Below are 24,044 nucleotides of genomic sequence, written 5' to 3' on the forward strand. Positions count from 1 at the left end.
CACCCCGCAAAGGCGCGCCACCACGTGAAATTTTCACGGCGGCGCGCCATTGTTCCGCCTCATCCCTTATCCTTCCAATCTTGAACCTTACTAAATAGTTACAAGAACTTGGGAGGGGGGATGCCCCATGACGTCAGCCTGATTGCGTTGCTCGCGGCCGGTTTCGGTCTCGCGATGATCTTCGGTTACCTCGCGTCGCTGCTGAAAATGCCGCCGCTCGTCGGCTATCTGCTCGCCGGGATCGTGATCGGCCCCGGCACGCCCGGTTTCGTCGGCGACCTGTCGCTCGCGCAGCAGCTCGCCGAAGTCGGCGTGATGCTGCTGATGTTCGGCGTCGGCCTGCATTTCTCGCTCGGCGACCTGCTCGCGGTGCGCAAGATCGCGCTGCCGGGCGCCGTCGTGCAGATTACCGTCGCGACGCTGCTAGGCGGCGGGCTCGCGCTCACATGGGGCTGGAGCCTCGGTGCGGCGCTCGTGTTCGGGCTTGCACTGTCGGTCGCGAGTACCGTCGTGCTGCTGCGCGCGCTCGAAGGGCGCGGGCTCGTCGAGACGGTCAACGGGCGCATCGCGGTCGGCTGGCTCGTCGTCGAGGATCTCGTGATGGTGCTGGTGCTCGTGCTGCTGCCGCCCGTCGCGGGGCTGCTCGGCGGCACGCCGCCCGGCGACGTGCAGGCGGCCGGCGGCAGCGTGTGGGGCACGCTCGGCGTGACGATGCTGAAGGTCGCGGCGTTCATCGCGCTGATGCTCGTGGTCGGCAAGCGCGTATTCCCGCGCATTTTGTGGCTCGTCGCGCGCACGGGCTCGCGCGAGCTGTTCACGCTGTGCATGATCGCGGCCGCGGTCGGCATCGCGTTCGGCGCGGCGAAACTGTTCGACGTGTCGTTCGCGCTCGGCGCGTTCTTCGCCGGGATGATGATGCGCGAGTCGGAATTCAGCCGTCGCGCGGCCGACGAGACGCTGCCGCTGCGCGACGCGTTCTCGGTGCTGTTCTTCATCTCGGTCGGGATGCTGTTCGACCCGAAGGTGCTGATCGAGGAGCCGCTGCACGTGATCGAGGTCGCGGCGATCGTGCTGGTCGGCAAGACGCTCGCGGCGGTCGCGCTCGTGATCGCGTTCCGCTATCCGCTGAATACCGCGCTGACGGTCGGCGCGGGCCTCGCGCAGATCGGCGAATTCTCGTTCATCCTCGCGGGGCTCGGCCGCGCGCTCGGGTTGCTGTCGGCCGAGGGGCAGAGCCTGATTCTGGCGGTCGCGCTGATCTCGATCGCGATGAACACGCTGCTGTTCGCGATGATCGATCCGGCGCTCGCGTGGATCCGCAAGCATTCGGCGTTCGCGCGCAAGCTCGAGGCGCGCGACGATCCGCTCGCCGCGTTGCCGATGTCGACGCCGCAGACGCACCTGACCGGGCAGGTCGTGATCGTCGGTTACGGCAAGGTCGGCACGCGGATCGCGCATGCGCTGGACGAGCGCGGGATCGCGTATGTCGTCGTCGAGCAGAACCGCGAGCTCGTCGAGAAGCTGCGTGCCGACGGCATCGCGGCCGTGTCCGGCGACGCGATCGAGCCGATCGTGCTCGTGCAGGCGCATATCGCGCGCGCCGGGATGCTGGTCGTCACGCTGCCGGACGTGTTCGACGTGCGGCAGATCGTCGAGATCTCGCGCACGCTCAACCCGACGCTCGAGGTCGTGCTGTGCACGAACAGCGGCGACGAGGCCGCGCTGCTGTCGAGCGAGGGCATCGGCACCGTGTTCATGGGCGAGACCGAACTCGCGCGCGGGATGACCGAGCATGTGCTCGGCAGGATGGTGAAGCCGGTAGCGGCGGCGGCGCATTGACGGTGCGCGGGCAAGACCGCCCGCAGCGCGAAAGAATTGCAGGAGTGTGCAGCCGGAACGCTTAAGTGATGCGGGGCGCTCCTGGAAAGTGGGATGAAAGCGGGGGACGGAGTTGGAGCGCGGGCGGTGCGGCATGCCGCATCGCCCGCCTAGCGGCTTCAGCTTGCCGCCGCCTTCGTCGGCACGGTCGTGCCGGGCTGTGCGGCTGTCTTCAACGGTGCGGCGGCTTTCTGCGCGGCAGCCGTTTTCGGTTGAGCCGCCGCCTTCGGCGCCTCGACCGTCTTCTGCGGTGCAACCGCCTTGGCCGGCTGCGGCTTCTCCGGTTCGACCGGCGCATCGGGCGGCACGCCGAGCAGCTGCAGCGAGCCGCTCGTGACCGACGCGAACACCGGGCCGGCCACCGTGCCGCCGTAGTAGCCCTTGCCGCGCGGCTCGTCGATCATCACCGCGACGATCAGGCGCGGGTTGCTCATCGGCGCCATCCCCGCGAACAGCGCGCGGTACTTGCCCTTCGCATAGGTCGCGCCGACCTGCTTGCGCGCGGTACCCGTCTTGCCGCCGATCCGGTAGCCGTCGACGCGCGCGCGGCGCCCCGTGCCGCCTTCGCCGACCGCCATCTCGAGCATCGAGCGGATCGACGCGGCCGTTTGCGGCGACGTCACGCGGTGGCCGCGATGCGCGTCGATCGTCTGCTGGTCGGTGCCGTTCTTCAGCAGCGACACCGGGTGCAGCGTGCCGTCGCCCGCATAGGCCGTATACGTCTGCGCGATCTGCAGCAGCGACATCGACAGCCCGTAGCCGTACGCCATCGTCGCCTGCTCGATCGGCCGCCAGCGCTTGTAGCCGCGCAGCCGGCCCGACGCGACGCCCGGGAACGTCAGCTCCGGCGCGCGGCCGATCCCGTATTCCTGGTACTTGTTCCAGATCGTTTCGGCGGGCAGGTTCAGCGCGAGCTTCGCGAGCGCGACGTTGCTCGACTTCTGCAGCGCCTGCGACACCGTCAGCGACCCGTGGTTCGACGTGTCGTGGATCACGGCCGGGCCGATCTTGTAGGTGCCCGGCGACGTGTTGATGATCGTGTTCGGCGTGACCTTGCGCTCGTCGATCGACAGCGCGACGACGAGCGGCTTGATCGTCGAGCCGGGTTCGAACGTGTCGATCACCGCGCGGTTACGTAACTGCTGGCCCGTGAGGCGCGCGCGGTCGTTCGGGTCGAAGGTCGGGTAGTTCGCGAGCGCGAGGATCTCGCCGTTCTGCGCATCGAGCACGACGACGCTGCCGGCGATCGCGTTGTTCTCGATCACTGCCGCCTTGAGCTGGCTGAACGCGAGCTGCTGGATCCGGCGGTCGATCGTCAGCTCGATCGTCGCGCCGTGCTGCGCGGGAACGAGCGGGCGCGTGTCCGACACGATGCGGCCGAGCCGGTCGCGGATCACCTCGCGCTGCCCGGACGTGCCGGACAGGCGCGCGTTCGCCGCGAGTTCGACGCCTTCCTGGCCCTTGTCTTCGACGTTCGTGAAGCCGACCACGTGCGCGGCCGATTCGCCTTCCGGGTAGAAGCGCTTCGAATCGGCGATCTGCGTGATGCCGTCGATCGCGAGCTTGTCGAGCCGGCCCGCGGTGTCCGCGTCGACCTGCCGCTTGAGCAGCACGAACGTCTTGTCGTTGCCGAGGCGCCGCTTGACCTCGACGAGCGGCAGGTCGAGCAGCTTCGCGATCTGCGGATAGTCGGTATCGGCGACCTGTTTCGGGTTCGCCCAGATTTCATAGGTCGACAGGCTGACCGCGAGCATCGCGCCGTTGCGGTCGACGATGCGCCCGCGCATCGCGTCGAGCTCGATCGTGCGCTGGTAGCGCTTCTGGCCCTGGCCGACGTAGAAATCCTGGTTCGCGACCTGCACCCAGAAGGCGCGCGCGAGCAGCGCGGCGAACGCGAGGAACACGACGATCACGACCAGCTTCGAGCGCCACATCGGCAGGCGCGACGCGAGCATCGGATTCTTCGTCGCGGCCGAGTACGGATCGGCGGGGTGGGTCTTCTTTTTCACGCTCATGCAATGGCCGGGTCGGGCCGCCGGACGGCGGCTGGTCAGTCTGAATAATGCGATTGTAATAAATGAGTAAACGCCGTGTGGGGAAAGTATGTTCCGGCCCCGTGAAAAGGCGGCTGCGGCCGACCGGCAAAGCGCTGAAAAGGGGGCTGGAAAGGAGGGGCGCGAGCGGATTTTTCAGCGCCGCGTCAGACGCTGGGCGACGGGCGATCGGCAGCATATCGATCCGGGCGTGCGGCATCCGCTACCGGTTGATCGCAGCCGTCGCCCGGATGCGATCAATTGCCCGTCCCTCGGTTATTTTTTTAATGGCGGAAAATAAAAAGCGCCCCAGAATGAGGCGCCGTTAATTCTGAATATCGAAATGACTATCTCTGAAACTGGAATAAACCCGAAACCCGTAGACGATATATGTAAAAAATTTTCTATCGGTCGACGGAAATGAATTCCCGGTATTCCGGCTGGGTCGTGCAGCGATCGACGGCCTGCAGCCGCCACGCGCCCGCGTGATTGCCTGCAAGCACGGCGGGGCCCTGTTCGCGCTGCGTCGCACCGAACGACAGCCCCTTCAACTGGCATACGGCTTTCCCGCCGTCGGCCGCGCAGAGCGCCATTGCGCCCTCGACGTCGCGGACCTTGCCCCAAGTCGGAAGATCGATGCCCTGATGTGCCTCACGCGACCACAGTCCCTCGTCGGTATCCACCCACAGTACCGCGAAGGATTGCCGGGTTGCCGATTCGCTGCCATTAATTCGAATGGTGAGGCGCATTGGATCGTCTCCTGAAAAAAGGACGAATTTGACCGTTTGGACTTGAATAGTCTAGATAGACTGGTGTGAAACGCAAGCGATAATCCGCAATAAATCGATACTGAGTCCATTGCGGTTTCAGATGAAACGACGTCTGACGATCCGCGGACATTTCGGCGGCGCGCGCAAACGCACGTGGCATCAGCGCTTGCGGTGTCGACGCAAGCATCGGCGACGTTCGAGACATGGGATGACATGGCCGGGGGCGCGTCGATCTGTCGCGCTCGGGCCGCCGCCGGAACCGGGCCGATCGACGCAATCCGGCACTGCCGGGATGCGGTCCGACCCGATGTTTCAGCGTTTTGACGGCGCGGCCGGAACGACACACTCCGACAATCGCGCACAAATCGGCACACTTTCACGAAACTTTCGGGACAGACTTGCACGCGATCGGGCCCCACACTGGGAACTTCCCGATCCTGTGCCGCGGACGCCCGTCCTCGGCGGCTGCCGCCGCCTCGTGCCAGAGGTGCGATCGACGCGATCGCGGGCCGTATGCCAGATCGGGACTGCCGGGGCGCGCGTCAGCCCCGGCCCGGCCGGTGAGCCGTGCGCAGCCCGCAACCGCAGGCGCTGCGCCGCCCGGTCGACTCTTCGAAGGAGACTATCGTGCTGATCTGGAAAACCGCGTTGTCGCTGAACTGGCGGACGAGCCTCGTGTCGCCGGCCAGCGCACCGGTCGCGGCGGCGAACGTCGGGCGGCTGGTGCTGACCGGCGCGACCGGCTTCATCGGCAGTACCGTGCTGACGGCGCTCGTCAATGCAGGGCTGCTCGAACGCATCGTGTGCGTCGTGCGCGCGCAGGACCGCGGCCACGCCGTCGCGCGGCTGCGCGAAGCGGCGCTGCGCGCGGGACTGACGCCGTACTGGGCGTCGCGCCTGACCGACGCGAACGTGATCGTCGGCGCGCTCGGCGACGTATGGCAGGGCGCCGACGCGCCGCGCCTCGCCGGCGCGACGCACGTGATCCACTGCGCCGGCCATGCGTCGCCGGCCGACGGCGCGCACCTGCAGGCGGACATCGCCGATTCGGTGCGCTTCGCCGAACGCTTCGCACGGGCGCCGCGTCTGCAGCGCTTCGTATACGTCGGCACGGCCTATGCGCATGCGGGGCGCGGCGGCATCGTGCACGAAGAAGTCGCGGCGGACGACGCGGCGAACGATGTCGCGCAACACGGCGAAGGCCTGCCGGGCGCGGTGCTCGCGGCGGACTACCTGCATGCGAAGGCGGAAACGGAGCAGCGCCTGCGCGCGCTCGGGCTGCCGCTCGTCGTCGTGCGGCCGTCGCACGTCGTCGGCCACACGGTGCTCGGCACGCGGCCCGCGCCGAATTCGTTCTGGATGTTCCGGCTTGCGCATGCCGCGCGCCGCTTCACCGCGCGGCCGATGACGCGCATCGACATCGTGTCGGTGGACGACGTGGCGCGCGCGACGATGCTGCTGGCCGTCAAGCCGACGCTCGCGCACGATCTCTATCACGTGTCGGCCGGCGACGAGGCGCCGCAGGTCGCGCAGATCGTGCGCGCGATGGACGAGGCGGCGGGGATGACGGGTGCGCCGCGCTACGCGGCGTGCGCGCCGGCCGAGCTGCCGCTGGTGGTGCGCGACGTGCTCGGGCGGCCCGATCCGGCGCTCGAGCGTGTGATCGGCCGGGCGCTGCAGCGCTGCGCGGAATTCGCGACGGTCGATCGCGTGTTCGACAACAGCCGCGTGCGCGACGAAATCGATTTCGAGCCGTTGCCGTTCATCGATTACGTCGAGGAATGCATGCGCACGTCGCGCGGCGTTGCCGTGACCGAGCTGATGCGCGGCGCGATGCACTGACCGCCGGCGCTGCACCGGCGCCCGTTCCCGCGGCTGGCGGGAGCGGGCACCATCATCACGCGTTGCCACCGAGTTCGATGAGCCGGTCGAGCGCGCGGTAGATGTCTTCTAGGCCGTCCTGGCCGAAGCGCGACTCGAGCTGCCGGTATTGCTCGTCGATGCGCGGACCGATTTCCGTGACGAGTTTCCTGCTTTGCGGCGTCAGGCTGACCAGCAGCCGGCGCTGATCCTCCTGCGCGCGCGTGCGCGTGATCAGCCCGTCGCGCTCCATCCGTTCCAGCACGCCCGTGAGGCTCGGGCTCAGGATGCAGCAGCGCCGCGCGATCTGTCCCGCTTCGAGCGCATGCGCCGGCTCGCCGTCGAGCACGCGGATGATCCGCCATTGCTGTTCGGTCAGCGCGAATTCCTTGAGAATGGGGCGGAACAGGCCCATCAGCGTTTCGCGGGCCTCGAGCAGCAGCATGGCCAGGTTGCGATGGTCGAGCGTACGGTTCATCGGGGGTGGACAGTGGACGGGGACGCATCAATCTTAACAGCCGAAGGTGCTGAATTTCGCGTATCAGGGTAATCGAGGTTGCCAGCACCCGATTGTTTACTTAAGATATTAACTATTGACGATGCGCCGCGACGCGCGGCAGGGGAATGACGCATGGAGCTGTCTTGCACGACCGCCGCGGCGCCGCCGTTGCCGGTTGCCATCGGTACCGTCTACGGTGCGCTGCTGAATGAGCGCGCAGCGCTCGACGCGCTCGGCGATGCGGTGAACGCACCGCCTTACGGCCGCCCGCCGCAGGCACCGATCCTTTACATCAAGCCGGCCAACACGCATGCGGCCGACGGCGCGGCCGTCGTCGTGCCGGCCGGCGTCGACGCGCTGGAGATCGGTGCGTCGGTGGCCGTCGTGTTCGCCCGGCGTGCCACGCACGTGCCGGCCGCGCAGGCGCTCGACTGCGTGCACGGTTTCACGCTCGCGAGCGACGTGTCGGTGCCGCATCCCGATTACTACCGTCCGGCCGTGCGCTTCAAGTGTCGCGACGGTTTCTGCCCGCTGGGCCCGGCGATCGTGCCGGCTGCGGCACTGGCCGATGTCGACGCGCTCGCACTGACCGTGCGGATCGACGGCGCGGTGGCCGCATCGGCGTCGACTTCGACGCTGATTCGCCCGGTGCGCGAACTGATCGCCGACGTGACGGCGTTCATGTCGTTCGACGCGGGCGATGTGTTGCTGCTCGGCGTCGCCGGCGGCGCACCGCGCGCCCGCGCGGGCAGCACGATCGAGATCGCCGCGGCCGGCATCGGCACGCTGCGGCATACGCTGATTGCTGAGGAGACACGATGAAGACGGCGCGCGTGATCTACAACGGCGCACTGCATGCGGCCGAGCCGGCCGGCGACGGCGCGATCCGCCTCGATACCGGGCGCGTGGTTGCCGAGGAGACGGTCGCATGGTTGCCGTCCGTCGCGCCGCGCACGACGTTCGCGCTCGGCCTCAACTACGCCGACCACGCGAAGGAACTCGCGTTCAACGCGCCGAGCGAGCCGCTGATCTTCCTGAAGGGGCCGAACACGTTCATCGGCCACCGGTCGCTCACGGTGCGTCCGGCGGATGCCACCCACATGCACTACGAGTGCGAGCTGGCCGTCGTGATCGGCCGGCCCGCGCGCAACGTGAGCCGCGCGCAGGCGATCGACTATGTGGCCGGCTATACGGTCGCGAACGACTACGCGATCCGCGACTATCTCGAGAACTACTACCGCCCGAACCTGCGCGTGAAGAACCGCGACACCTGCACGCCGCTCGGGCCGTGGTTCGTCAGCCGCGACGAGATCGGCGACGCGGGCGGCCTCATGCTGCGCACGACCGTGAACGGCCGGGAGACGCAGCGCGGCAGCACGCGCGACATGATCTTCGACGTGCCGGCGCTGATCGAGCACATCAGCAGCTTCATGACGCTCTCACCGGGCGACCTGATCCTGACCGGCACGCCCGAGGGGCTGGCGGACACGCAGCCGGGCGACGAGGTCGTGACAGAAATCGAAGGGATCGGCCGGCTCGTGAACACGATCGTCGCCGAAGCGGACTACTATCGCGCCGGCTGAGCCCGTCGCCCAAGGAGAACCCATGACCATCAAGCACTGGATCGACGGCCGCGAAGTCGAGAGCCGTGAGACCTTCACGACGCTGAATCCCGCGACGGGCGACGTGATCACCGACGTCGCGTCGGCCGGCGAGGCCGAAGTCGACGCGGCCGTGCGCGCGGCGAAGGAAGCATTCCCGAAATGGGCGAATACGCCCGCGAAGGAGCGCGCGAAGCTGATGCGCAAGCTCGGCGAGCTGATCGAGAAGAACGTGCCGATGCTCGCGGCGCTGGAGACGCAGGACACCGGCCTGCCGATCGCGCAGACGAGCAAGCAGCTGATTCCGCGCGCATCCGAGAACTTCAACTTCTTCGCGGAAGTGTGCGTGCAGATGAACGGGCGCACCTATCCGGTCGACGACCAGATGCTGAACTACACGCTGTACCAGCCGGTCGGCGTGTGCGCGCTGGTGTCGCCGTGGAACGTGCCGTTCATGACGGCCACCTGGAAGACGGCGCCGTGCCTCGCACTCGGCAACACGGCCGTGCTGAAGATGTCGGAGCTGTCGCCGCTGACGGCCGACCAGCTCGGCCGGCTCGCGCTCGAAGCCGGCATTCCGCCCGGCGTGCTGAACGTCGTGCAGGGCTACGGCGCGACCGCCGGCGACGCGCTCGTGCGGCATCCGGACGTGCGTGCGGTGTCGTTCACCGGCGGCACGGTCACGGGCAAGCGGATCATGGAGCGCGCGGGCCTCAAGAAGTATTCGATGGAACTCGGCGGCAAGTCGCCGGTGCTGATTTTCGACGACGCGGATTTCGATCGTGCACTCGATGCGTCGCTGTTCACGATCTTCTCGATCAACGGCGAACGCTGCACCGCGGGCTCGCGGATCTTCGTGCAGCGCACGATCTACGACCGCTTCGTGCAGGAATTTTCGCGCCGCGCGAACAACCTGGTGGTCGGCGATCCGTCCGATCCGGCCACGCAGCTTGGCGCGATGATCACGCGCCAGCACTGGGAGAAGGTGACGGGCTATATCCGCATCGGCGAGCAGGAAGGCGCGCGCGTGGTCGCGGGCGGTTCGGACAAGCCGGCGGGCCTGCCCGACCATCTGCGCAACGGCAACTTCGTGCGGCCGACCGTGTTCGCCGACGTCGACAACCGGATGCGCATCGCGCAGGAAGAAATCTTCGGGCCGGTCGCGTGCCTGATCCCGTTCGAGGACGAGGAAGAAGGGCTGCGGCTCGCGAACGACACGTCGTACGGCCTCGCGTCGTACATCTGGACGCAGGACGTCGGCAAGGTGCATCGCCTCGCGCGCGGCATCGAGGCCGGGATGGTGTTCGTGAACAGCCAGAACGTGCGCGACCTGCGCCAGCCGTTCGGCGGCGTGAAAGAGTCGGGCACCGGGCGCGAGGGCGGCGAGTACAGTTTCGAAGTGTTCGCGGAGATCAAGAACGTGTGCATCTCGATGGGTTCGCATCACATTCCGCGCTGGGGCGTGTAACGGGCGCGGGTCGTTTCGCCGGAAGCACGAACGATATGGAGACTTGAACGATGGGCAAACTGTCCCTCGCCGCGAAAATCACGCACGTGCCGTCGATGTACCTGTCGGAAATGCCCGGCAGGCATCACGGCTGCCGCGAAGCGGCGATCCGCGGCCATCAACTGATCGGCGAGCGCTGCCGTGCGCTCGGCGTCGACACGATCGTCGTGTCGGACGTGCACTGGCTCGTCAACGCGGGTTATCACGTGAACTGCAATGCGCGGTTCGCCGGCACGTACACGAGCAACGAGCTGCCGCATTTCATCCGCGACATGCAGTACGCGTATCCGGGCAATCCGGCGCTCGGCCGGCTGATCGCCGAGACGGCCAGCGCACGCGGGATCGCGACGCGCGCACACGAGATCGACAGCCTCGAACTCGAATACGGCACGCTCGTGCCGATGCGCTACATGAACGGCGACCAGCACTTCAAGGTCGTGTCGATCGCCGGCTGGTGCATGTGGCACACGCTCGACGAAAGCCGGCGCTTCGGCGAGGCGCTGCTCGAAGCGATCGAGAAAAGCGATTCGAACGTCGCGTTCCTTGCGAGCGGTTCGCTGTCGCATCGCTTCAACGACAACGGCAGCCCCGAGGAATCGATCCACCAGATCAGCCGCGAATTCTTCCGGCAAGTCGACCTGCGCGTGGTCGAGCTGTGGAAGCAGGGCGATTTCAAGACCTTCTGCGCGATGCTGCCCGAGTACAACACGCATTGCCACGGCGAAGGCGGCATGCACGACACGGCGATGCTGCTCGGCCTGCTCGGCTGGGATCGTTACGACAAACCCGTCGAGATCGTCACCGACTATTTCGCGAGTTCGGGCACCGGGCAGATCAACGCGATCTTCCCGCTGCCCTGAACGCCGCGGTCCCGCATCAAACATCCGACCGGAGACTTGCCATGCCCCACATCGTCGTCGAATACACCGCGAACATCCGCGACGACGCGCGCATTCCCGCGCTGCTGCGCACGATCAACGCGACGCTGATCGCGCAGGGCGGCGTGTTCCCGACCGGCGGCATCCGCTCGCGCGCGATCGAACTGCAGGACTACTGCGTCGCCGACGGCACGGAGGACGACGCGTTCGTCCACGTGACGCTGAAGATCGGCTCGGGCCGCAGCGACGACACGAAGAAAGCCGCGTGCGATGCGCTGTTCGACGCGATCAAGGCCCATTTCGCCGAGCTGTACGCGAAACGCTATCTCGCGCTGTCGATGGAGCTGACCGAGTTCAGCGAAAGCGGCTCGTACAAGCACAACAACATCCACGCCCGCTACAAGCGAGCCGGCTGACCCCATTCCCGATCCGACCATGCTCGAAACCGCCATCATCGACCAGCTCGCGCAACGTCTGCACGACGCCGAGCGCGAGCGCAAGCAGATCCGCCAGATTTCGCTCGACCATCCCGACATCACGATCGACGACGCATACGCGATCCAGCGCGCGTGGGTGACCCTCAAGCTCGCGGAAGGCCGCACGCTGAAGGGGCACAAGATCGGCCTCACATCGAAGGCGATGCAGAACACGTCGCAGATCGACGAACCCGACTACGGCGCGCTGCTCGACGACATGTTCTTCGCGGACGGCGGCACGATCCCGACCGGCCGTTTCATCGTGCCGCGCGTCGAGGTCGAACTTGCGTTCGTGCTCGGCAAGCGGCTTTCGGGCCCGAACTGCACGATCTTCGACGTGTACGACGCGGTCGATTACGTCGTGCCCGCGCTCGAGATCATCGACGCGCGCAGCCAGTCGATCGACCCCGATACGAAACGGCCGCGCAAGGTGTTCGACACGATCGCCGACAACGCGGCGAACGCAGGCGTCGTGATCGGCGGCAGGCCGGTGAAGCCGCACGACGTCGACCTGCGCTGGGTCGCGGCGATCATGTCGCGCAACGGCGTGGTCGAGGAAACGGGCGTCGCGGCCGGCGTGCTGAATCATCCGGCGAACGGCGTCGCGTGGCTCGCGAATCGTCTGTCGCGTTTCGACGTCGCGCTGGAACCCGGGCAGATCGTGCTCGGCGGCTCGTTCACGCGGCCGTGCGCGGCGCGGCCGGGCGACACGTTCAGCGTCGACTACGGCCCGCTCGGGACGATCCAGTGCTACTTCGAGTGAGCGAGCGATGCAGATTCCTTCGAATGTCTTCAAGGCCGCGCTCGCGCGCGGCGATGCGCAGGTCGGTCTGTGGCTCGGGCTGGCAAACCCGTACAGCGCCGAAGTCGTCGCGGGTGCCGGTTTCGACTGGCTGCTGATCGACGGCGAGCACGCGCCGAACACGGTGCCGACGATCCTCGCGCAACTGCAGGCGATCGCGCCGTATCCGTCGCACCCGGTCGTGCGCGTGCCGTGGAACGATCCGGTGATCGTCAAGCAGGTGCTCGATCTCGGCGCGCAGACGCTGCTGGTGCCGATGGTGCAGAGCGCCGACGAAGCGCGCGCAGCCGTTGCCGCGACGCGTTACCCGCCGCACGGGATTCGCGGCGTCGGCAGCGCGCTGGCGCGCGCGTCGCGATGGAATCGCGTCGGCGACTACCTGCATCGCGCTAACGACGAGATGGCCGTGCTCGTGCAGGTCGAGACGCGCGCGGGGCTCGATGCGACCGACGCGATTGCGTGCGTCGACGGCGTCGACGGCGTGTTCATCGGGCCGGCCGATCTGGCGGCCGATCTCGGGCATCTCGGCAATCCGGGGCACCCGGACGTGCAGGCGGCGATCGACGGCGCGATCCGGACGATCAAGGCGGCCGGCAAGGCGCCGGGGATTCTGAGTGCGGATGAGGCGGCGGCGCGGCGGTATCTCGAAGCGGGTGCGCTGTTCGTCGCGGTCGGGGTCGATACGACGCTGCTGGCGAGGAGTGCAGAGCGGTTGGCGGCGCAGTTCAAGGGGGTATCCCGACCGACGGAAAAGAATGGTGACACGACGTATTGAGCGAGGGGCGGCGACAGATATGCCACGCAACGCAGACGCACTACCTGACGAATCGGGGAATTGGCAAAAGGTTTCGCAAAGGGACCGGCTGACATCGCTTGAATTGAATGCGATCCCATATCGCGGTGCGGCGGCTCGTCGACGTGTCCGCGCCGTTGTCCTGACGCGTTGCGGGGCAGAATGCGATCAAGCGATCGCGGATGTGATGGCGGAATTGAGTGCGCAGGCGCAAGCCTTGGGGATGGGTTACGACTGACTTCTAGTTATCCTGACTTCTGATGTTCCCGCTTCCAAATACTTTCCCGGCGTCGTCCCCAGCGCCCGCCGGAACATGTCGATGAACGCGCTCACGTTGTCGTACCCGAGATCGAGCGCGATCGTCGTCACCGGCACGCCGTCGGCGATTTTCTCCAGCGCTCGCAGCAACCTTGCCTGCTGACGCCACTGGGCAAACGTCAGCCCCGTCTCGGCGACGAAGCGGCGGCTCATCGTTCGTGCGCTGATGCCGGCCCATTCGGCCCATTCCTCCAGCCGCCGGTTGTCCGCGAGGTTCGTGGCGAGCGCGTCGGTGATACGCACGAGCCGTGCGTCGCGAGGCCGCGCGAGACTCAGCGATTCGACTTCCGAAGCAGCGATTTCATCGAGGATCACATCGGCGATCCGCGTCTGGGCGTCATTCAGTTCCGACCCGTCCCAGCTCGCGGCGCGCTGTACCGCTTCCCGCAGCAGCGGCGACGCACGGATCGCGCGCGGCGTATCCGGCAACTCCGCGCAGCGCGCTTCGGCGACGAATGCCGACCAGCCGGAAATCGGCCCGAACGAGCGCAGCGAATGCCGGCAATGCGGCGGAATCCAGATCGCGTGGATCGCCGGCACGACCCACTCCTGGTCGTCGAGACCGATCGTCAGCAGCCCGCTCAGCGCACCGACGAGCTGGCCGCGCGCATGCGAGTGCGGCGCGGTCACGCGCGGGTCGCGTTGCGACAGGGCGGCGGCGACGACGAACGGGCCGTCGTCGGACGTGATGAATCGGGCGGGCAGGAGCGGATCGGACATGGCCGGATAGCGGTATCGAATGGCTGTTATACCGGAGATCGGACGGCTTCGCACGCCTACACTGCGTCCATCGATGACAACCGGAGTACGACACGATGCGAGCCGAACAGATGCTTCCCGACCATGCCGACCGGATCGATGCCGGCGGAACGACGATCCGCAAGGGCACCGTCGGCGCGTTTCTGGTCAACGCGCGCGTGCTGACCGATCCCGGCGCCACGCCCGCCGACCGGGCCCGCGCGGAAGCCGACGCGATCGATGCGTTGCCCGCGCTGCGCGCGCTCGGCCTGTTCGACGTGATGGAAGTGCGTGATCCGGCGCTGCGCGCGTGGCTCGACGCACGCTGACGTCAGCCGAAACCGTCTATCGAGATCCCCGATTCAAGGAGCCACCATGAAAGCCGCAGTCGTGAAGGGCGCCGGCGAGCGCCCCGTCCATATGGAATTCGAACCGCCGCGCGCGATGCCGGGCCACAGTCTGATCGACGTGGCGGCGTCCGCGCTGAGCCGGATCGCGCAGGGGCGCGCGTCCGGCACGCATTACTCGTCGGATCGCCGTTATCCGTTCGTCGTCGGCGTCGACGGCGTGGGCCGTCGCGACGACGGGCAGCGCGTCTATTTCTTCGGCGCCCCCGCGCCGTTCGGCGCGATGGCCGAGCGCACGATCGCGCCCGACACGCAGTGCGTGCCGCTGCCGGAAGGGCTCGACGACGTCACGGCCGCGGCGATCGCGATTCCCGGGATGTCGTCGTGGGCCGCGCTGACCGAACGCGCGCGGCTCGTCGCGGGCGAGACGGTGCTCGTCAACGGCGCAACGGGTACGTCGGGCCGGCTCGCGGTGCGGATCGCGAAGCATCTCGGCGCCGCGAAGGTGATCGCGACAGGCCGCAACGCGGCCGCGCTGGACGCTTTGCTGAACGCCGGCGCGGACGCCGTCGTGTCGCTGCAGCAGGACGACGCGCATCTGGCGCGTGCGCTCGAACCGCATTTGCGCGCGGGCGTGGATGTCGTGCTCGACTATCTGTGGGGTGCCAGCGCGCAGACGCTGCTGGTTGCCGCGGCGAAGGCGACGCCCGATGGCCGCCGGCTGCGTTTCGTGCAGATCGGCTCGATCGGCGGCGCGGACGTGCTGCTGCCGGGCGCGGTGCTGCGCGCAACCGCAATCGAATTGATGGGCAGCGGCCTCGGCAGCGTGCCGCTGCCGCGTTTGCTGGACTCCGTGCGCGGCGTGTTCGACGCGGCCGGGCCTGCGCGGCTGGCGATCGAGACGCGCACCGTGCCGTTGTCGGCTGTCGGCGAACACTGGGGCGATACAGACAGTCTCGTGCGCACGGTGTTCACGATGCGCGGCGAGTGAACGGCGACCGAACCGCAGCGGGGCTGGCTCGGCGCGATGAACGAGCTGCGCGGCGACAACCGGCTATCCGTCGTGATGCCGCCGCGCATGCGGGGAAAGCAGGGCGGTCGCGGGCGAAACACACCCGTCGCCACCCGCCGCATCAGGCTCAGAACCGCTGCTGAATCCCCGCCGTTACACCAACCTGCGTCGTGCCGTATCCCGCGAAATCGCGCGACACGCCGACCTTCTGGTCGTGCTTCGCGATCGCCAACGCGCCGGCCGCGTACAGCACCGTGCGCTTCGACAGCGCGTAGTTCGCACGCAGCGACACGAGCGTCGGATCGGCGTCGGTGCCGCCCTTGATGTTCTGGTGATAGACGGCCGCGATCAGCGAGAACGCCGGCGTGAACTGATACGACCCGCCGACCCAAACCATATCGCTCAGCTGGTTTGCTGCCGTCGTGTGGAACGTGCGCTTGTAATTGCGGTAACCCGCCATCGTCTTCAGGTTGCCGAAGTCGTAGCTCAGGCCAGCGTGGATGCCCTGGATGTAGTTGACCGTATCAGCCGGCGTGACGCTGTCGGCCGCGCCGTTCTGCCGGTCGAACGTGACCACCGCCGCGAACGGGCCGGTCTCGTAGCCGAGCGCGAAATCATATTTCGAGCTGGTCTTCACGCTGCCCGGCACGTTGCCGAAGCCGTACAGCGCGCCGAACTTGAAGCCGCTGAATTCGCCGTCGTAGCGCACCGCATTCGACGAGCGCGTGAACAGGCCGTCCTTGCGGCCGCCCGTCGCCATCGACGAGGTCGCCCACGAGTAGTTCTGCGAGTAACCCATCGGGTCGAACGGCAGCATGTAGTCGTAGGTGACGGTGAAGTTGCGGCCGAGCGACAGCTCGCCCCATTTGCCTTTCAGGCCGACCGTCGCGCGGCGCGCGAAGATCGAGTCGGGGCCGTCGTCGAAGGCGCCGTTCGCGAGATCGATCCCGCTTTCGAGGCGGAAGATCGCCTTCAGCCCGCCGCCGAGATCCTCGACGCCGCGCAAGCCCCAGCGCGACGTGTTCTTGTTGCCGGACTTCAGCTTGAACGAGTTGCCGCCCTGCGGCGCCGCGTGGTTCGTGTATTCGATGCCGGCATCCATGATCCCGTACATCGTGACGGACGACTGCGCGTGCGCGGCGGGGGCGGCGATGCAGGCCGCGGCGGCCGAGCTTGTGAGGACTACTGTGCGAATCGAACGTTCTGCGCGTGACTTCATTGACGGTGTCTCCTTGGTTCTTGTGGGTTGGGTGAAACAGGTGCTGCGCGCAACGAGCCGCGGCGGACGCCGCAAGACGTCCGCCGGACCTGCATGTCGTCGCATGGCGCGACATGCGCGGTGCGCGGCGCGCGGTGCGCAGGCGCGGCGGCGCGCGGGCCGCCGCGATCGGGTCAGCCCGCTTTCGCGAACGCCCAGCAGTCGTTGGTCGGGAATTCGAGCCAGTGCTTGCCGGCCGCGCGCGGCACGTGACCGAACGCACGCAGGCGCATGTCGCCGCAATGGAACAGGTATTCCCAGCGGTCGCCGAGATACATCGACGTGACGAGGTCGGCCTGCAGCCGGTTCGCGCCCGGGCCGTCGGCGACCTGCACGCGCTCGAGGCGGATCACGGCCTGCGCGTCCTGGCCCGGCGCGAACGTGTCGCGCGCGAGCGCGCGCAGCTCCCAGCCGTCGCCGGCGAGCGTCACGCATTCGCCGTCGATCGCGGCGACGCGCGCGTCGATCCGGTTGTTGCTGCCCATGAATTCGGCCGTGTACAGCGAGCGCGGCGCGCCGTACAGCTCGGCCGGCGTGCCTTCCTGCTCGATGCGGCCGTTGCGCAGCAGCAGGATGCGGTCGGACATCGCCATCGCTTCGGTCTGGTCGTGCGTCACGCACAGTGCCGACAGCCCGAGCGACACGATCAGTTCGCGCAGCCACGCGCGCGCTTCCTCGCGCAGCTTCGCGTCGAGGTTCGACAGCGGCTCGTCGAGCAGGATCACCGGCGGGTTGTAGACGAGCGCGCGCGCGATCGCGACGCGCTGCTGCTGGCCGCCCGACAACTGATGCGGAAAGCGTTCCGCGAGATGGCCGAGGCCGAGCTGGTCGAGCGCGGTCTGCACGCGGCGCTTCTGTTCGGCGGGTGCGACGCGGCGCAGCTTCAGCCCGTAGCCGACGTTCTCGGCGACGGTGCGGTGCGGCCACAGCGCGTACGACTGGAACACGAGGCCGAGCGAGCGCTGCTCGACGGGCAGGTCGACGCGCTTCGCACCGTCGAAGAACACGCGGTCGTCGAGCTGGATGCGGCCGTCGGACGGCTGTTCGAGGCCGGCCACCGCGCGCAGCAGCGTGGTCTTGCCGCTGCCCGATGCGCCGAGCAGGCACACGACTTCGCCGGCCTTCAGTTCGAACGACACGCCCTTGAGGATCGGATTGGCGCCGTAGCTGAGATGCAGATCGTCGACGATGAGCTTATCCATGAAGTTTCACTCCGAAGCGCAGGGCCACGCCGAGACCGGCGCCGACCATCGCGATGTTGATGACAGAAAGCGCGGCGACCTGGTCGACGGCGCCGGTCGCCCACAGCGACACGAGCAGCGCGCCGATCACTTCGGTGCCGGGCGACAGCAGGTAGACGGCCGTCGAGTATTCGCGCTCGAAGATCATGAAGATCAGCAGCCACGCGGCGAGCAGGCCGAAGCGCACGAGCGGCAGCGTCACGTCGAGCGACACGCGGCTGCGCGTCGCGCCGACGCTGCGGCCGGCTTCCTCGAGTTCGGGGCCGACCTGCAGCAGCGCGCTCTGGATGAGCCGCATCCCGTACGCGAGCCATACGACCGTGTACGCGATCCAGATGCTCCACATCGAGTTCTTCAGCTCGCGCAGGCCGGGGACGAACAGGAAGATCCACAGGAACGCGAGACCGGCGAGCAGGCCCGGCACCGCGCGCGGCAGTAGCACCAGATAGTCGAGCAGCTTGGTCGCCCAGTCGGGGCGGCGGTGGCCGGCGAACGCGACGAGCGAGTAGAAGCCGACCGCGAGCGCACCGCCGATCACGCCGATGCCGAGCGTGTTGACGATTGCGCGCACCAGGTTGTCCTGCTCGAACAGCTCGATGAAGTTCGCCAGCGTCAGCACCTCGGCGAGCGCGACGCCTTCGCCCCAGTTGGTCACGAACGCACGCAGCACGATGCCCGAGATCGGCACGATCACGGTCAGCATCAGCCACAGCGCGACGATCGCGAGCGCGACCCAGCGCCATACGCCGAGCGGCAGCACCGTCGCGCGGCCCGCCTTGCCCTTCACCGTGACGAAGCGGTTCGCGGTCTTCAACAGGCGGCGCTGCAGCAGCACGAGCGGGAACGTGATCGCGACGATGCACACCGCGACCGCGGCCATCAGGTGATACGACGGCACGCCGAGCTTGTTGGTCAGCTTGTACAGGTAGGTCGCGAGCACGAGGTGGCCTTCCGGATCGCCGAGCACGAGCGGCAGCCCGAACACCTCGAAGCCGAGGAAGAACACCAGCACGCCGGCGAACAGCAGCGCGGGCATCGTCATCGGCAGGCTCACGTCGAGCGCGACGCGGAACGGGCGGGCGCCCGTCACGCGCGCGGCTTCCTCGACGTCCGAGCCGAGGTTGCGCAGCGCGGCCGACGAATACAGATACACGTGCGGCACGTGCGTGAGGCCGACGATCACCGTGATCGCGAAGATCGAATACACGTTCCAGGGCACGTTTTGCACCCCGAACAGTTCCTTGAACCACACCGAGTAGAAGCCGACCGGGCCGGCCGCGACCACATAGCCGAACGCGAGCACCATCGGCGACACGAACACGGGCGTGAGCAGCAGCGGTTCGAGCCAGCGGCGGCCGGGCAGGTCGGTGCGCACCATCAGGAACGCGAGGATGCCGCCGAGCGGGATCGAGATGAACAGCATCCCGCCGGCGATGATGAACGAGTTCTTCACGGCCGACCAGAAGTCGGGATCGCTGAAGATGAAGCGGAAACCTTCGATGCCGAGCGTCTTGTTCGCGTCGAAGAACGGCGCGGACAGCAGGCTCTGGAACAGGATGAAGCCGAGCGGCAGCGCGACCGCGACGGTCAGTACCGCGACGACGATCCAGCGCAGCATGCCGGCGAGCGGCTGCAGGCGGTTGACCGGCAGCGCGGGAATCGCGCCGCCCTGGCCGGTGGTGGGCGCAACGGCCGGCGCCGTTCCGCGTGTGCTGGTTGAAAGCATGAGTTCGCCCCTGCGGCCATCCGGATGGCCGCCTCTAGGAAGTCGGTAAGGGGAAGCGGCCGCCCGCGCGATGTGCGGCGGGCGGCCCGCTGTCAGCGGATCAGCGCTTGATCGCCTGCTGCCATTGCTTCAGGAAGGCAAGGCGCTTCGACTGGTCGAGATAGACGAGCAGGCCGGTGCCGATCTGGATCGGCTTCAGCGAATCGCCGAGCTCCTTCGACAGGCTCGCCGCCGACGTTTCGCCCGTGACGTCCGCGCGGATCGCGTACAGGTTCGCCTGGTTCGCGATCAGCGTCTGGCCGCGCTTCGACAGCAGGTAGTCGACCCACAGCTTCGCGGCGTTCGGGTTCTTCGCCTTCTTCGAGATCGTCGCGAGGCGGCTCACGACCTGCGTGTAGTCTTTCGGAAACACATAGCCGATCGACTTGTCCTTCTTCGCCTTCGCGTACGCATACGAACCGATGATGTTGTAGCCGATCAGGTTCTCGCCCGACGAGATCCGCTCCATCATCGCGCCCGTGCTCGACTGCAGCTTCGGGCCGGTCGCGCCGATCGCCTTCACGAGTTCCCACGTGACCTTCTCGTTCACGTGCGCGTCCTGCGTCAGGTAGTTGAAGCCGACGCCCGATTTCTCGATGTCGTAGGTCGTGACCTTGCCCTTGAACTTGTCGGCCTGCGTGGTGAGCAGCTTGATCAGGTCCGCGCGCGTCGTCGGCACTTCGTTCTCGGGGATCAGGCGCTTGTTGTAGACGATCGCGAGCGGCTCGAAGGTCGTGCCGTACGCCTGCTTCTGGTATTGCGCCCATTGCGGCACGTTCGGGCTTTCCGGCGAATCGTAGGACGCCATCAGGCCGTCGTTGACGAGCTTGACCTGCAGGTCCATCGCCGAGCTCCACAGCACGTCGGCGCTGGTGCTGCTCGCCGCGTTTTCGCTGATGTAGCGGTTGTACAGCTCGGTGCTGTTCATGTCGTTGTACTCGACCTTGACGCCGTACACGCTTTCGAAGTCCTTGATCAGCGGACGCACGAGGCCCGTGTCGGTCGTCGAGTAGACGATCAGCTTGCCTTCCTTCTTCGCGGCGTCGATCACGCCCTGGTAGTTACCCGGATACCCGGCCGGAACCTGCGCGACGGCGCTGCCGGCGGCAGTGCCCAGGACGATCGCCAGCGCGGCGGCGAGGTGTTTCGGTGCAAACGGCATGTCTTCCTCCAGTTACCCATAGATGTTGTTCGAGTGACGCGGATGTTAATTGCGAGGCACTTTCAGCCTGCTTTCATTCCTGTTCACAATCGCGTCCTTTGTGTCATGGATTTCCCGAGGTCGAAACGGCGGCGGCCGCGGTTTTTGCGGCGCGCGGGGTGGTTCGATGGAGAGGGAAGCGAGTCGCCGCGGGACGCGGCGATGACGGTCATGCGGGTTGCGCCAGCAGCTTGCCGAGGATCCGGCCGCCATGCCGCGCGTGCGCGGTCGTCAGTGCCGAATACCCGACGACGACGCCCGCTTCGCACTCGGCGCTTCGGCAGAATCCGCGGATCGTCTGCAATTCGACGCCGGCCGCGTGGGCCTGCGCGACGTACGATGCGTCGTCCACCCCGGGCGGCAGCCACAGCACGAAATGAAATCCGGCGTGCTCGCCGGACACCGTGTACCGCCCGCCGGCGTGCTTCGCCAACTGGTCGAGCACGATGTCGCGCCGCTGGCGATACGCGTGGCGGCTGGCGCGCAGGTGCTTCGCGAAATCGCCGTGCGCGATGAAGCGGGCCAGCGCGAGCTGGGGCGCCACGCCGACGGAGCGCGCGGTCGCGTGCCACACGGCCGACAGCATTGGCCGCAGTTCCGCCGGCACGACCATGAAGCCGATGCGCAGCCCCGAGAACAGCGTCTTGTTGAATGAGCCGCAGTAGATCACGCGATCGCATGCGTCGAGCGATTTCAGCGCCGGTAGCGGAGCGGCCTGGTAGCTGAACTCACCGTCGTAGTCGTCCTCGATGATCCATGCCCGGTTGCGCTGCGCCCAGTCGAGCAGTTCGAGCCGGCGCGACACCGACATCGTGACGCCGAGCGGCGCCTGATGGGCGGGCGTCACGTACGCCGCGCGCGCATCGGGATGGCGATCCAGCGACGACGTGTCGATCCCTTCCCGATCGACCGGCACGTCGATCACGGTCGCACCAGCCATCGTGAAAATCTGCCAGGCCGACGCATAGCCGGGATCTTCCATCAGCACAGTCGAGCCGGGCGTAAGCAGCGTTCGCGCGACGAGGTCGATCGAATGCCGGATGCCGGTCGTGATGAAGATGTCGCCGGCGTCGCACGGGATGCCGCGGTATTCCCGCAGGTACGCGGCGATTTCGGCGCGCAGGCTTTCGACGCCTTGCGCAGGCGTCGCACCGAGGTCGTTCGCCGTCGCGGCAAGCAGGCTTGCCCCGAGCGCCTTCTTCCATTGCTGCATCGGCATCAGGCCGGGATCGGCGAGCCGCGCGACGAACGGGACGCCGGGGCGCACGCCATGTTCCGGCGCGGCCGCATCCGTCGCGCCGGCCGGCGCGGGGCACGCGTCGGGGCGGCGGGGGCTGCCGTCGCGCGACTGCGCGGCCGCGCGCAGATAGCTGTCGGGCACCATCGCGCAGACCCGCGACCCGGAGCCGCGCGTGCGTGCGATGTAGCCCTCGGAGCACAGCAGGTCGTACGCCGCTTCAACAGTTCCCCTTGCGATGCCCCAGCGTGCGGCAAGGGTGCGGCTGGACGGCAGCGAGCTGTCGCCGGGAAGCAGGCGCTTCAGGATTGCATCGCGAATCGCGTCGGCAATGCACGCCTGCTTCGACTGCGGGTTGCCGGCCGACAGCCCGGAAGGGCACGGCAGATCAAGCGGAATCGCGGCTTTGCCTCGCGGCATAGTGGTCTAGTAGATGGTCGATTTAATGGTCCTTCAGCTTATATCACTTTCCCCTTAGATTGCTGTCGACCACACCCATTCGACCGGAGACGGACTCACCGCATGAAGACGCGTTCCTTGCCCCAGTGGGGCTGGCTGTTCCTGTTGATGCTCGTCGTGTGCCTGCCGCGAGTCACGATCGACGCGTACCTGCCGTCGCTGCCTGCGATGGCTGACGCGCTGCACGGCACCGACGCCCAATTGCAGCTCACGCTGACCCTGTACATGGTCGGGTATGCGCTGTCGATGCTGGTGTCGGGGCCGTTGTCCGATCGATACGGCCGCCGTCCCGTTCTCCTCGGCGGCCTGTGCCTTTACGCGATCGCGAGCGTTGCCTGCGCGCTGTCGACCAGCATCCCGGCGATCATTGCCGCACGGATCTTCCAGGCGCTGGGCGGCTGCAGCGGAACGGTGATTGGGCGCGTCATCGTGCGCGAGCGCTTTCCGACCGCGATGCAGGCCACGATGCTCGGTCGCATCTCGGCCGGCATGGCGCTGTCGCCGGTGCTTGCGCCGCTGGCCGGCAGCGCGGTCGCAGAGTGGCTCGGCTGGCGCGGCGTGTTCGGATGGCTGGCGGCGGGCGGGCTGGTCGCGACGGCGATGGTGCTGCGCTACCTGCCCGAGACCCGTGAAAACGACGCGCGTCCGGCGCGGGGGTGCGGGCTCCTGGGGACATATGCCGGCCTGCTGCGCGAGCGCCGCTTCCTGCGCTACTCGCTGGCGATCAGCTTCGCCTACTGCACGTACTATCCGTTCATTGCGGAATCGTCGACGCTGTTCCAGCGGCAAATGGGCGTGTCCGGCCCGGTCTATGCCGCGATCTTCGGCCTGACCGTGCTCGGCTACCTGATCGGTTCGAGCGTGTTCGCGCGGACCAGCGGCCGCTGGAAAGCCGATTCGGTCATCGCGGCGGCGGCCGGCGTCAATCTGGTCGGCGCCATCGCGCTGTGGGGCTGCGGTGCGATCGCCCCCACGGCACTGGCGGCCCTCGTCGTGCCGATGTTCGTCGTGATGATCGCCGTCGGGATCGCGATTCCGGCCTGCCAGTTCGCGGTGATGCAGCCGTACACGAAGATCGCCGGCACGGCGTCCGGACTCTTCTTCTTTATCCAGATGGCGATCACGGCCGCGTGCGGCGGCGTACTGGCGTGGCTGTCGGATGGTACGGCCCGCCCGATGATTGCCGTCACGGTCGGCGCGAGCGTCGCGTTCCTGGCGGTGGTCGTCGGTCTTCGCGAGCGGAACGTAATCGGCGGTTCGCGTTTCGCGACGGGGAGCCGTCCCGCTGCCGAGCGATGAGCGGCGGTCGTCCATCCCGGGCGCTGCGGGTTCGCCGGGGCGGCGCAACCGGTGTTTCCGCGAGGCGTCGAC

The 24,044-nt window shown here is 67.5% G+C and carries 21 protein-coding genes; 12 read left to right on the top strand and 9 right to left on the bottom strand.

The features are described from left to right. Positions 1 to 120: 120 nt before the first annotated feature. On the top strand, positions 121 to 1,839 hold the full coding sequence (locus MRS60_RS19095) for a cation:proton antiporter (protein WP_034179686.1): 1,719 nt from the start codon (positions 121 to 123) through the stop codon (positions 1,837 to 1,839). A gap of 158 nt (positions 1,840 to 1,997) precedes the next feature. On the opposite strand, the gene MRS60_RS19100 is transcribed toward MRS60_RS19095, so the two are convergent. Then, entirely contained in the window at positions 1,998 to 3,893 is a 1,896-nt protein-coding gene (locus MRS60_RS19100) for a peptidoglycan D,D-transpeptidase FtsI family protein (RefSeq protein WP_217586865.1), read from the bottom strand. 422 nt (positions 3,894 to 4,315) lie between these two features. Continuing rightward, on the bottom strand, positions 4,316 to 4,660 hold the full coding sequence (locus tag MRS60_RS19105) for a DUF3564 family protein (RefSeq protein ID WP_034179684.1): 345 nt from the start codon (positions 4,658 to 4,660) through the stop codon (positions 4,316 to 4,318). Between the two features lie 648 nt (positions 4,661 to 5,308). Between MRS60_RS19105 and MRS60_RS19110 the strand changes: the two genes are divergently transcribed. After that, positions 5,309 to 6,523: an SDR family oxidoreductase gene (locus MRS60_RS19110; RefSeq protein WP_034179683.1), complete on the top strand. Its 1,215-nt coding sequence runs from the start codon at positions 5,309 to 5,311 to the stop codon at positions 6,521 to 6,523. 55 nt (positions 6,524 to 6,578) lie between these two features. Here the strand turns inward: MRS60_RS19110 and hpaR are convergent, their stop codons facing one another. After that, positions 6,579 to 7,019: a homoprotocatechuate degradation operon regulator HpaR gene (hpaR, locus tag MRS60_RS19115; RefSeq protein WP_034179682.1), complete on the bottom strand. Its 441-nt coding sequence runs from the start codon at positions 7,017 to 7,019 to the stop codon at positions 6,579 to 6,581. Positions 7,020 to 7,172: 153 nt separating this feature from the next. On the opposite strand from hpaR, the gene MRS60_RS19120 reads away from it, so the two are divergent. Genes MRS60_RS19120 through hpaI form a run of 7 tightly spaced genes read left to right on the top strand, consistent with a single transcriptional unit; the run spans position 7,173 to position 13,079 of the window. After that, a complete protein-coding gene (locus MRS60_RS19120; RefSeq protein WP_243566411.1) occupies positions 7,173 to 7,862 on the top strand; it encodes a fumarylacetoacetate hydrolase family protein in 690 nt (229 codons plus the stop codon). Further along, positions 7,859 to 8,623 carry a fumarylacetoacetate hydrolase family protein gene (locus tag MRS60_RS19125; protein ID WP_243566412.1) on the top strand — a complete coding sequence of 255 codons (765 nt, stop codon included), beginning with the start codon at positions 7,859 to 7,861 and terminating at the stop codon, positions 8,621 to 8,623. Before MRS60_RS19120 ends, MRS60_RS19125 begins: the two co-directional genes overlap by 4 nt. Positions 8,624 to 8,645: 22 nt before the next feature. Beyond that, positions 8,646 to 10,109 (top strand): 5-carboxymethyl-2-hydroxymuconate semialdehyde dehydrogenase, encoded by a 1,464-nt coding sequence (gene hpaE / locus MRS60_RS19130; RefSeq protein ID WP_105389914.1) that lies wholly within the window; start codon positions 8,646 to 8,648, stop codon positions 10,107 to 10,109. A 50-nt stretch (positions 10,110 to 10,159) separates the two neighbouring features. Continuing rightward, positions 10,160 to 11,008, top strand: a complete 849-nt coding sequence (gene hpaD / locus MRS60_RS19135; RefSeq protein ID WP_243566413.1) for a 3,4-dihydroxyphenylacetate 2,3-dioxygenase — start codon at positions 10,160 to 10,162, stop codon at positions 11,006 to 11,008. A gap of 41 nt (positions 11,009 to 11,049) precedes the next feature. After that, complete coding sequence (locus MRS60_RS19140) at positions 11,050 to 11,442, top strand: 5-carboxymethyl-2-hydroxymuconate Delta-isomerase (protein WP_034179677.1); 393 nt, start codon at positions 11,050 to 11,052, stop codon at positions 11,440 to 11,442. Between the two features lie 19 nt (positions 11,443 to 11,461). After that, a complete protein-coding gene (gene hpaH, locus MRS60_RS19145; protein WP_034179676.1) occupies positions 11,462 to 12,265 on the top strand; it encodes a 2-oxo-hept-4-ene-1,7-dioate hydratase in 804 nt (267 codons plus the stop codon). A 7-nt stretch (positions 12,266 to 12,272) separates the two neighbouring features. Then, on the top strand, positions 12,273 to 13,079 hold the full coding sequence (gene hpaI, locus MRS60_RS19150) for a 4-hydroxy-2-oxoheptanedioate aldolase (protein ID WP_243566414.1): 807 nt from the start codon (positions 12,273 to 12,275) through the stop codon (positions 13,077 to 13,079). A 246-nt stretch (positions 13,080 to 13,325) separates the two neighbouring features. On the opposite strand, the gene MRS60_RS19155 is transcribed toward hpaI, so the two are convergent. Further along, entirely contained in the window at positions 13,326 to 14,135 is an 810-nt protein-coding gene (locus tag MRS60_RS19155) for an AraC family transcriptional regulator (protein ID WP_243566415.1), read from the bottom strand. Positions 14,136 to 14,230: 95 nt separating this feature from the next. Between MRS60_RS19155 and MRS60_RS19160 the strand changes: the two genes are divergently transcribed. Both MRS60_RS19160 and MRS60_RS19165 read left to right on the top strand, forming a co-directional pair. Next, positions 14,231 to 14,482, top strand: coding sequence for a hypothetical protein (locus MRS60_RS19160; protein WP_034179673.1), 252 nt, complete (start codon positions 14,231 to 14,233; stop codon positions 14,480 to 14,482). Between the two features lie 46 nt (positions 14,483 to 14,528). After that, positions 14,529 to 15,491 (top strand): quinone oxidoreductase family protein, encoded by a 963-nt coding sequence (locus MRS60_RS19165; protein WP_243566416.1) that lies wholly within the window; start codon positions 14,529 to 14,531, stop codon positions 15,489 to 15,491. Positions 15,492 to 15,639: 148 nt separating this feature from the next. Here the strand turns inward: MRS60_RS19165 and MRS60_RS19170 are convergent, their stop codons facing one another. The 5 genes from MRS60_RS19170 to MRS60_RS19190 form a co-directional block, all read right to left on the bottom strand. Then, positions 15,640 to 16,731: a porin gene (locus MRS60_RS19170; RefSeq protein ID WP_243566417.1), complete on the bottom strand. Its 1,092-nt coding sequence runs from the start codon at positions 16,729 to 16,731 to the stop codon at positions 15,640 to 15,642. 173 nt (positions 16,732 to 16,904) lie between these two features. Further along, the gene (locus MRS60_RS19175; protein ID WP_034179670.1) at positions 16,905 to 17,972 is read right to left on the bottom strand and encodes an ABC transporter ATP-binding protein; all 1,068 of its coding nucleotides are present in this window, start codon (positions 17,970 to 17,972) and stop codon (positions 16,905 to 16,907) included. Continuing rightward, entirely contained in the window at positions 17,965 to 19,737 is a 1,773-nt protein-coding gene (locus MRS60_RS19180; protein WP_034179669.1) for an ABC transporter permease, read from the bottom strand. Before MRS60_RS19180 ends, MRS60_RS19175 begins: the two co-directional genes overlap by 8 nt. A gap of 100 nt (positions 19,738 to 19,837) precedes the next feature. Beyond that, a complete protein-coding gene (locus MRS60_RS19185) occupies positions 19,838 to 20,938 on the bottom strand; it encodes an ABC transporter substrate-binding protein (protein WP_105389921.1) in 1,101 nt (366 codons plus the stop codon). A gap of 208 nt (positions 20,939 to 21,146) precedes the next feature. Continuing rightward, positions 21,147 to 22,634, bottom strand: coding sequence for a PLP-dependent aminotransferase family protein (locus MRS60_RS19190; protein ID WP_243566418.1), 1,488 nt, complete (start codon positions 22,632 to 22,634; stop codon positions 21,147 to 21,149). Between the two features lie 102 nt (positions 22,635 to 22,736). Between MRS60_RS19190 and MRS60_RS19195 the strand changes: the two genes are divergently transcribed. After that, on the top strand, positions 22,737 to 23,972 hold the full coding sequence (locus MRS60_RS19195; RefSeq protein WP_243566419.1) for a multidrug effflux MFS transporter: 1,236 nt from the start codon (positions 22,737 to 22,739) through the stop codon (positions 23,970 to 23,972). Positions 23,973 to 24,044 lie beyond the last annotated feature (72 nt).

Origin of the sequence: Burkholderia pyrrocinia (genome assembly GCF_022809715.1) — a bacterium.
GTDB lineage: Bacteria > Pseudomonadota > Gammaproteobacteria > Burkholderiales > Burkholderiaceae > Burkholderia > Burkholderia pyrrocinia_C.

Bases quoted from the DNA above. Each gene is read 5' to 3' on its own strand.
- MRS60_RS19095 (WP_034179686.1), top strand. From the start codon at position 121: ATGCCCCATGACGTCAGCCTGATTGCGTTGCTCGCGGCCGGTTTCGGT.
- MRS60_RS19100 (WP_217586865.1), bottom strand. From the start codon at position 3,893: ATGAGCGTGAAAAAGAAGACCCACCCCGCCGATCCGTACTCGGCCGCG.
- MRS60_RS19105 (WP_034179684.1), bottom strand. From the start codon at position 4,660: ATGCGCCTCACCATTCGAATTAATGGCAGCGAATCGGCAACCCGGCAA.
- hpaR (WP_034179682.1), bottom strand. From the start codon at position 7,019: ATGAACCGTACGCTCGACCATCGCAACCTGGCCATGCTGCTGCTCGAG.
- MRS60_RS19120 (WP_243566411.1), top strand. From the start codon at position 7,173: ATGGAGCTGTCTTGCACGACCGCCGCGGCGCCGCCGTTGCCGGTTGCC.
- MRS60_RS19125 (WP_243566412.1), top strand. From the start codon at position 7,859: ATGAAGACGGCGCGCGTGATCTACAACGGCGCACTGCATGCGGCCGAG.
- hpaE (WP_105389914.1), top strand. From the start codon at position 8,646: ATGACCATCAAGCACTGGATCGACGGCCGCGAAGTCGAGAGCCGTGAG.
- hpaD (WP_243566413.1), top strand. From the start codon at position 10,160: ATGGGCAAACTGTCCCTCGCCGCGAAAATCACGCACGTGCCGTCGATG.
- MRS60_RS19140 (WP_034179677.1), top strand. From the start codon at position 11,050: ATGCCCCACATCGTCGTCGAATACACCGCGAACATCCGCGACGACGCG.
- hpaH (WP_034179676.1), top strand. From the start codon at position 11,462: ATGCTCGAAACCGCCATCATCGACCAGCTCGCGCAACGTCTGCACGAC.
- hpaI (WP_243566414.1), top strand. From the start codon at position 12,273: ATGCAGATTCCTTCGAATGTCTTCAAGGCCGCGCTCGCGCGCGGCGAT.
- MRS60_RS19155 (WP_243566415.1), bottom strand. From the start codon at position 14,135: ATGTCCGATCCGCTCCTGCCCGCCCGATTCATCACGTCCGACGACGGC.
- MRS60_RS19160 (WP_034179673.1), top strand. From the start codon at position 14,231: ATGCGAGCCGAACAGATGCTTCCCGACCATGCCGACCGGATCGATGCC.
- MRS60_RS19165 (WP_243566416.1), top strand. From the start codon at position 14,529: ATGAAAGCCGCAGTCGTGAAGGGCGCCGGCGAGCGCCCCGTCCATATG.
- MRS60_RS19170 (WP_243566417.1), bottom strand. From the start codon at position 16,731: ATGAAGTCACGCGCAGAACGTTCGATTCGCACAGTAGTCCTCACAAGC.
- MRS60_RS19175 (WP_034179670.1), bottom strand. From the start codon at position 17,972: ATGGATAAGCTCATCGTCGACGATCTGCATCTCAGCTACGGCGCCAAT.
- MRS60_RS19180 (WP_034179669.1), bottom strand. From the start codon at position 19,737: ATGCTTTCAACCAGCACACGCGGAACGGCGCCGGCCGTTGCGCCCACC.
- MRS60_RS19185 (WP_105389921.1), bottom strand. From the start codon at position 20,938: ATGCCGTTTGCACCGAAACACCTCGCCGCCGCGCTGGCGATCGTCCTG.
- MRS60_RS19190 (WP_243566418.1), bottom strand. From the start codon at position 22,634: ATGCCGCGAGGCAAAGCCGCGATTCCGCTTGATCTGCCGTGCCCTTCC.
- MRS60_RS19195 (WP_243566419.1), top strand. From the start codon at position 22,737: ATGAAGACGCGTTCCTTGCCCCAGTGGGGCTGGCTGTTCCTGTTGATG.